Genomic DNA, 6,038 nt, shown 5'->3' with positions numbered 1-6,038 from the left:
CTATACGGGGAGAAATGTCCGGCAGGACAATGAGGGGCGGCGCAGGCGTCGGCAAATTAACGTCAGCGCGCCTGAACCCCAGCCTAAAACAGCGCCTTCAGCTCCGCCAATTTGTCATTCACCAGCCAGCCATAGTAATTCTCTTCCGGCAGCTTTTCCGGCTCGCCGGCGGCGCGGCGCCTGTCGTTCTCCGCCTTCAGCGCGTCGGCGCGCTGCTCCGGATTGCCGACATTGTACAGCGTGGCCGTGACCCCCGGATTGCCCGAAATGTCGAAGCCGGCAATGCTTTTGTAGGCATCGATCGATTTCCGGATCGTCGCGGCGACGTAGGGCAGCGTCAGGTCGGGATCCATGATGGTCTTGTAGACCGAATTGGGATCGCCGACGTCGAGCTTCGGCAGGCCGGAAACCTTGTGCACCAGATCGCTCATCTGCAAGGCGGTCAGCGGGTTGAGCTGGCCGAGGCCGAAGGTCTGGCCGGCATAATAGGGCTGGAAGAAGGTGGCACCGAAGCGGTCGTCGGGAAAGTTGGTCCCGCCGACGCTCTTGCCGCGAAACGAACGGTTCCACACCTGTTCGCGGCATTCCCACAGGTCGTAGCTGTCGGACATCCCGGCGCATTTCTTGAACTCCGGCCGCTGCACGAAATCGGTGATGTCCTCGCCGTCATAGGCGAAGGAAAGCTTGCTGGAGAGATAGGAGATTGCCTTGACGTAGTAGGTCTGCAGTCGGTCATAGGCATCGACATTGTAGGTGTGCTCGCCGACGATGGCGCCGACGATGTGCAGGGGATCGATGCCGTAGGTGGCTGCTGCCTTCTTGATCTTGCCGCGCAGATCGGCGTCGTTCTGCAGCAGAGCGTAGACCTTGCGATACTTCGCCTGGAAGCTGGTGTTGGTCGCCTGCGTGCGCCGGCTGGAGGCACCCGGAATGTCGGGCTGCACGGCATTGCGATTTCCCGGCGGCACCGATGTCGCTGCCTCGGCGGCGAACAGCGTCGCCGCCAGCGTCAAGCCGAGAATGACCAGGATCAATTTTTTCATGCACCCGCCGCCCAAGCAATTCCAGGAAAAGTGTGAAACGGTTTCCCGGAATTGCGTCAACCAAGAGATCGAGAATTGCCGCGCAAACTAGGTAAAGCTCTTGGTCGAGTCGAGAGCGCCCCTTCACCCGGCACTACGAAAGGTGGCCAGATGGTACCATCTGGCCACACACGATTTTGCTTGCCGGAAAATGTTGTCCGGACCGGCGCCGGAACGTTCCGGCGCCGTCGTTTAAAGGATGAACCGCGACAGGTCGGTATTCCTGGACAGGTCGCCGACATGCTTCTCCACATAGGCGGCATCGATGGTGACCGATGTGCCGTTGCGGTCGGGCGCATCGTAGGAGATTTCGTCCAGCACCCGCTCCATCACCGTCTGCAGCCGCCTTGCGCCGATGTTCTCGACGCTGGCGTTGAGATCGACGGCGATGCCGGCCAGCGAGTCGATAGCGTCGTCGGTGAAGGTCAGCTCGACGCCTTCGGTCTTCATCAGAGCGATATACTGCTTGATCAGGCTCGCCTCGGTCTCGGTCAGGATGCGGACGAAATCGTCCTTCTCCAGCGCCCGCAGCTCGACGCGGATCGGCAGGCGGCCCTGCAGCTCCGGCAAAAGGTCGGACGGCTTCGAGACGTGGAAGGCGCCGGAAGCGATGAACAGGATATGATCCGTCTTCAATGGCCCGTATTTGGTCGCCACCGTGGTGCCCTCGACCAGCGGCAGCAGGTCGCGCTGCACGCCTTCGCGGGACGGACCGCCCGAAATGTCGGATCTCGCCGCTATCTTGTCGATCTCGTCGAGGAAAACGATGCCGTCATTTTCCGCGGCATCGAGCGCCCTGCGCACCACTTCGTCCTGATCGAGCAGCTTGTCGGACTCGTCATTGACCAGCAGGTCGTAGGACTCCTTGACCGTCGTCTTGCGCGTCTTGGTCTTCTTGCCGCCCATCGCCTTCGACAGCATGTCGTTGATGTTCAGCACGCCGATATTGGCGCCCGGCATGCCGGGAATCTCGAAGCCGGGCATGCCGCCGCTGCCGGTGTCGGCAACCTCGACCTCGATCTCCTTGTCGTCGAGTTCGCCGTCGCGCAGCTTCTTGCGGAAACTATCGCGGGTGGCCGGGCTCGCCGTCTTGCCGACCAGCGCTTCCAGCACGCGTTCCTCGGCGTTGACGTGGGCGCGCGCCTTGACGTCCTCGCGCATCTTCTCGCGCACCAGCCCGATGGCGATCTCGACCAGATCGCGGATGATCTGCTCGACATCGCGGCCGACATAGCCGACCTCGGTGAACTTGGTCGCCTCGACCTTGACGAAAGGCGCACCGGCGAGCCGCGCCAGGCGGCGCGAGATCTCGGTCTTGCCGACGCCGGTCGGCCCGATCATCAGGATGTTCTTCGGCATCACCTCTTCGCGCATCTGGCCTTCCAGCTGCTGGCGGCGCCAGCGGTTGCGCAAGGCAATGGCCACGGCGCGCTTGGCGTCCTTCTGGCCGATGATGAAACGGTCGAGTTCCGAAACGATTTCGCGGGGAGAAAATGTGCTCATATCACTAGATTCCACTTTGCCACTGCTTGATGGCCTCGAACGGATGCAGCAGCATGATCACGTTGAGTGTCAGATTGTCCCGGATGAGATAGCCGGTACCGAGTTCGAAGATGATGGCGAGGCTGACGATCACCCATATAGGTAGCCTTCGCGCCATCACAAATCCCAGCACCATGGCCAGTGTGTCGGACACCGAATTGATGATGCTGTCGCCGTAATAGTCGAGCGAGATGGTGCCGGCGCGGTAGCGCTCGATGATGAATGGGCTGTTTTCGAGCAGCTCCCAACCGCCTTCGATGAAGACGGCGAACGCCAGTCTCAAGCCGATCGGCGAACGCGGGAACAGGAATCTCGCCAGCGCATAGAACAGGAAGCCGTGGATGATGTGCGAGAACGTATACCAGTCCGAAATGTGCTGGGAATTCTCCGAACTCTGCACGACGCCTTGCCAGAGCTTGACGTAGCCGCAGGTGCAGATCGGCGTTCGCCCCATGCCGTAGAGCGCCCCGGCCTGGAAGATGACCAGGGCAAGCACCAGCAGAAGCCCCATTCGCCAGCTGTCTTCATAGGCCGAATAGCTGTTCTCCGCGGCCGGTGTCGTCATCGGTTCATTCCCCCTCGTTTCGCGTCGCCGTCTCGATCATCACAAAGCCTTGTCACGCCTTCAGCGGCGGTAGCCGGCGGATCACGGCAGCCGGCAAGGTGGGTTTGACCACAATCCGCCGGATACGCTGCCAGCCAGCCCCGAACAGAATGATCAGCGCGCCAACAACGACCAGGATCAAGGCAAAAGGCGGGATGCCCGTCGAATCGGAGGCGGAATTCACCAGATAATAGATGCCCAGCGAGCCGAAGTAAGCCAATGTCGGAACCAGAAGCGAACGGCGGTCGATGGCAAGCGCGACATAGAGGAAGCCAAGGATCAGAATCGCCAGCATGAGGGTTGCATTGGTATCCGGCGCGATATGTCCGAATACGACGTTCTGGCCGGTTGCCATAATGAAGAGCGGATGCACCAGCATGGGCGCCGAGACGACATGCAGCCAGAAAGCGCAATCGGACCAGATCTTGCGTCGATCCCTATCGTAAATGTCAAAAGCTACACCCGTTGCGAACACGATCAGGCCGCAGATCAGCGGCATGTAAAGTGCCGCGCGGAGCAATTCGGGAACATCCTCCATACGCGGTGGCGCAATCGCACCCGCTGTCACGCTGTCATACAGAATTATCGCCGTTTGCAGGAAGGCAAGCAGTGTAAAAGCGATGGCGATAGCCCCGGCAATGATGGGGACGCGAAAACGCCAGAAATAGATCGCCGCCGCGATTATTCCTCCGCCCAGGAACAGATATCCGGCCTGGGACGCCGTCTGGCGCAACGCCAATAGCTGCCAGATAGTCTCCGGCTTGCGTATGCCGAAGCTGGCCTCCACCTGTAGCGCCAGAGCGGCCAGAATGGCGGCCATGAAAATCAGGGCAAGCACGGACGACGATAATTTCATCCGGTGCTGACGCGTGACGATTTCGGCGAGCCCCCAGGCGAAAACCGCGAGGATGCCGGCGATCCAGAATGTTTGGCCTGGAAGCAAGGTGGTCAGGACAAAGAAGAAGCCGGCGCTGAGCAGAACGGTTCCCACGGTGACAAACAGATCGTTGCCGCCGCCCACCAGCCGCAGGTTTTCCTCGTCACCCTCGTCATCGGCGCGCCTGGCCTCGGGGGCGAGAGCGACCGCACGTTCCATGGCCTCCAACTGATCGCGCAGGGTCTGCGAGATCAAACCTTTCGCGACTGCCTTGTCGAGGGTTTCGGCGCTGATCAATTGGGCTCCTGCGTCGCGTCGAGCGCCATCATCAAGGCCGGCCCGTACTCCGATGTTCTGGTGTCAAAGGCAACAAAGCCAGCCTTTTCATAGGCACGGATCGCCCTGACATTGGCGGGATCCGGATCGATGATGACGCGCGGAACACCTTCCTCGAAAAGCTGTTCGACGAACTGGCGCACGATTGCCGAGCCATGGCCGCGCCCGAGCAACTCCGGCACGCCGATCGACACGTCGATGCCGAGCGTGCCGAACGGCTGGTCGGCATAGGGATGGTCGTCTTCCAGATGCGGGTCGTAGCTCTGCAGATAGGCAATCGGCTTGCCGTCGAGCTCGACGATCAGCGGCTCGACCGAAATCGAGTCGATGTGCTCGCTAATGCCGGCGATTTCCGTCTCCGGATCGTCCCACCACTCTGCAACATGCGGCTCGGCGAGCCAGCCGGCGATCATCGGCAGGTCTTTTTCCGTCACCGGCCGAAAGTCGTAGCTATCTTCTTGTTCGGCCATGATCTCTGGACGAACGGAACCGTTCGTCCGAGAAAACCGGTTTCCACTTTTCGGGGTCATGGCCGGCCTTTTCAGCCGACCTCGAGCGTTTCGACGACGAAATTGTTGTTGGTGTAGACGCAGATATCGGATGCGATCTGCATCGCCTTGCGGGCGATCTCCTCGGCATCCTTGTCGCTGTCCATCAGCGCGCGGGCCGCGGCCAGTGCGTAATTGCCGCCCGAACCGATGGCCATGACGCCGAATTCGGGTTCGAGCACGTCGCCGGTGCCGGTCAGCGCCAGCGATACCGACTTGTCGGCCACCAGCATCATCGCTTCCAGCCGGCGCAGATAGCGGTCGGTGCGCCAGTCCTTGGCGAGTTCGACGCAGGCGCGCGTCAGCTGGTCTGGATATTGTTCGAGCTTGGCTTCGAGCCGCTCCAGCAGCGTGAAGGCGTCGGCAGTGGCGCCGGCGAACCCGGCGATCACATTGCCGCCCTTGCCGATGCGGCGCACCTTCTTGGCGTTGCCCTTCATGATGGTCTGGCCAAGGCTGACCTGGCCGTCGCCGGCGATCACCACCTTGTTGCCCTTGCGCACCGTCACGATGGTCGTGGCGTGCATGGTCAGATTATCGGACATTTCCTGGCTCCGAGCAGCGCCATCCCGATAAGGCGATCGGCGCGGTACGAGTGACTTGATCGGCCATATGTATGCATGGGACCGATGATTGCAAACCGCTGGATAGCGGCCGGGTTCGCAACTGGCAATCGCCGGATCATGCTGCTAGAAGGCTTTCGTTTTCAAGCCTGCGAGCGCTTGAACCTCTGAGCTGGTCACGATGTGAACCTCTGGGACAAGGATAGAGTGATGCCGCCCCGCGCCGCCGAAGTCAGCCGCAAGACCAAGGAAACCGAGATTGCCGTCTCGGTCCATGTCGACGGCACCGGAAAATCGGACATTTCGACGGGCGTCGGCTTCTTTGACCATATGCTGGACCAGCTGGCGCGCCATTCCCTGGTCGACATGACGGTCAGGGCCAAGGGCGACCTGCATATCGACGATCATCACACCGTCGAGGACACCGGCATCGCGCTTGGCCAGGCGCTGGCCAAGGCACTGGGCGAGCGGCGCGGCATCATGCGC

At 61.1% G+C, this 6,038-nt stretch carries 6 protein-coding genes and 1 pseudogene; 1 reads left to right on the top strand and 6 read right to left on the bottom strand.

What is annotated here, in order from left to right; all coding sequences use genetic code 11:
• Positions 1 to 83 precede the first annotated feature (83 nt).
• The 6 genes from EOB49_RS04770 to hslV all read right to left on the bottom strand — a co-directional run bounded on the left by EOB49_RS04770 (position 84) and on the right by hslV (position 5,534).
• Positions 84 to 1,043, bottom strand: a complete 960-nt coding sequence (locus EOB49_RS04770) for a DUF1402 family protein (RefSeq protein ID WP_127380299.1) — start codon at positions 1,041 to 1,043, stop codon at positions 84 to 86.
• 231 nt (positions 1,044 to 1,274) lie between these two features.
• The gene (hslU, locus tag EOB49_RS04765; RefSeq protein ID WP_127328515.1) at positions 1,275 to 2,585 is read right to left on the bottom strand and encodes an ATP-dependent protease ATPase subunit HslU; all 1,311 of its coding nucleotides are present in this window, start codon (positions 2,583 to 2,585) and stop codon (positions 1,275 to 1,277) included.
• Between the two features lie 4 nt (positions 2,586 to 2,589).
• The gene (locus EOB49_RS04760; RefSeq protein WP_127380298.1) at positions 2,590 to 3,189 is read right to left on the bottom strand and encodes a DUF2585 domain-containing protein; all 600 of its coding nucleotides are present in this window, start codon (positions 3,187 to 3,189) and stop codon (positions 2,590 to 2,592) included.
• Positions 3,190 to 3,241: 52 nt separating this feature from the next.
• The gene (locus EOB49_RS04755; protein WP_164761687.1) at positions 3,242 to 4,402 is read right to left on the bottom strand and encodes a hypothetical protein; all 1,161 of its coding nucleotides are present in this window, start codon (positions 4,400 to 4,402) and stop codon (positions 3,242 to 3,244) included.
• Positions 4,399 to 4,911 (bottom strand): GNAT family N-acetyltransferase, encoded by a 513-nt coding sequence (locus EOB49_RS04750; RefSeq protein WP_127380297.1) that lies wholly within the window; start codon positions 4,909 to 4,911, stop codon positions 4,399 to 4,401. The genes EOB49_RS04755 and EOB49_RS04750 overlap by 4 nt, the downstream gene beginning before the upstream one ends.
• 71 nt (positions 4,912 to 4,982) lie before the next feature.
• A complete protein-coding gene (gene hslV / locus EOB49_RS04745; RefSeq protein WP_127266874.1) occupies positions 4,983 to 5,534 on the bottom strand; it encodes an ATP-dependent protease subunit HslV in 552 nt (183 codons plus the stop codon).
• 228 nt (positions 5,535 to 5,762) lie between these two features.
• On the opposite strand from hslV, the pseudogene EOB49_RS37370 reads away from it, so the two are divergent.
• Positions 5,763 to 6,038 (top strand): annotated as a pseudogene (locus EOB49_RS37370) (imidazoleglycerol-phosphate dehydratase); the annotation flags it as partial.

The sequence above is a fragment of the Mesorhizobium sp. M7A.F.Ca.MR.148.00.0.0 genome, assembly GCF_003997735.1.
GTDB lineage: Bacteria > Pseudomonadota > Alphaproteobacteria > Rhizobiales > Rhizobiaceae > Mesorhizobium.
This window is presented reverse-complemented; position numbering and strand designations above follow the sequence as displayed.

Bases quoted from the DNA above. Each gene is read 5' to 3' on its own strand.
- EOB49_RS04770 (WP_127380299.1), bottom strand. From the start codon at position 1,043: ATGAAAAAATTGATCCTGGTCATTCTCGGCTTGACGCTGGCGGCGACG.
- hslU (WP_127328515.1), bottom strand. From the start codon at position 2,585: ATGAGCACATTTTCTCCCCGCGAAATCGTTTCGGAACTCGACCGTTTC.
- EOB49_RS04760 (WP_127380298.1), bottom strand. From the start codon at position 3,189: ATGACGACACCGGCCGCGGAGAACAGCTATTCGGCCTATGAAGACAGC.
- EOB49_RS04750 (WP_127380297.1), bottom strand. From the start codon at position 4,911: ATGGCCGAACAAGAAGATAGCTACGACTTTCGGCCGGTGACGGAAAAA.
- hslV (WP_127266874.1), bottom strand. From the start codon at position 5,534: ATGTCCGATAATCTGACCATGCACGCCACGACCATCGTGACGGTGCGC.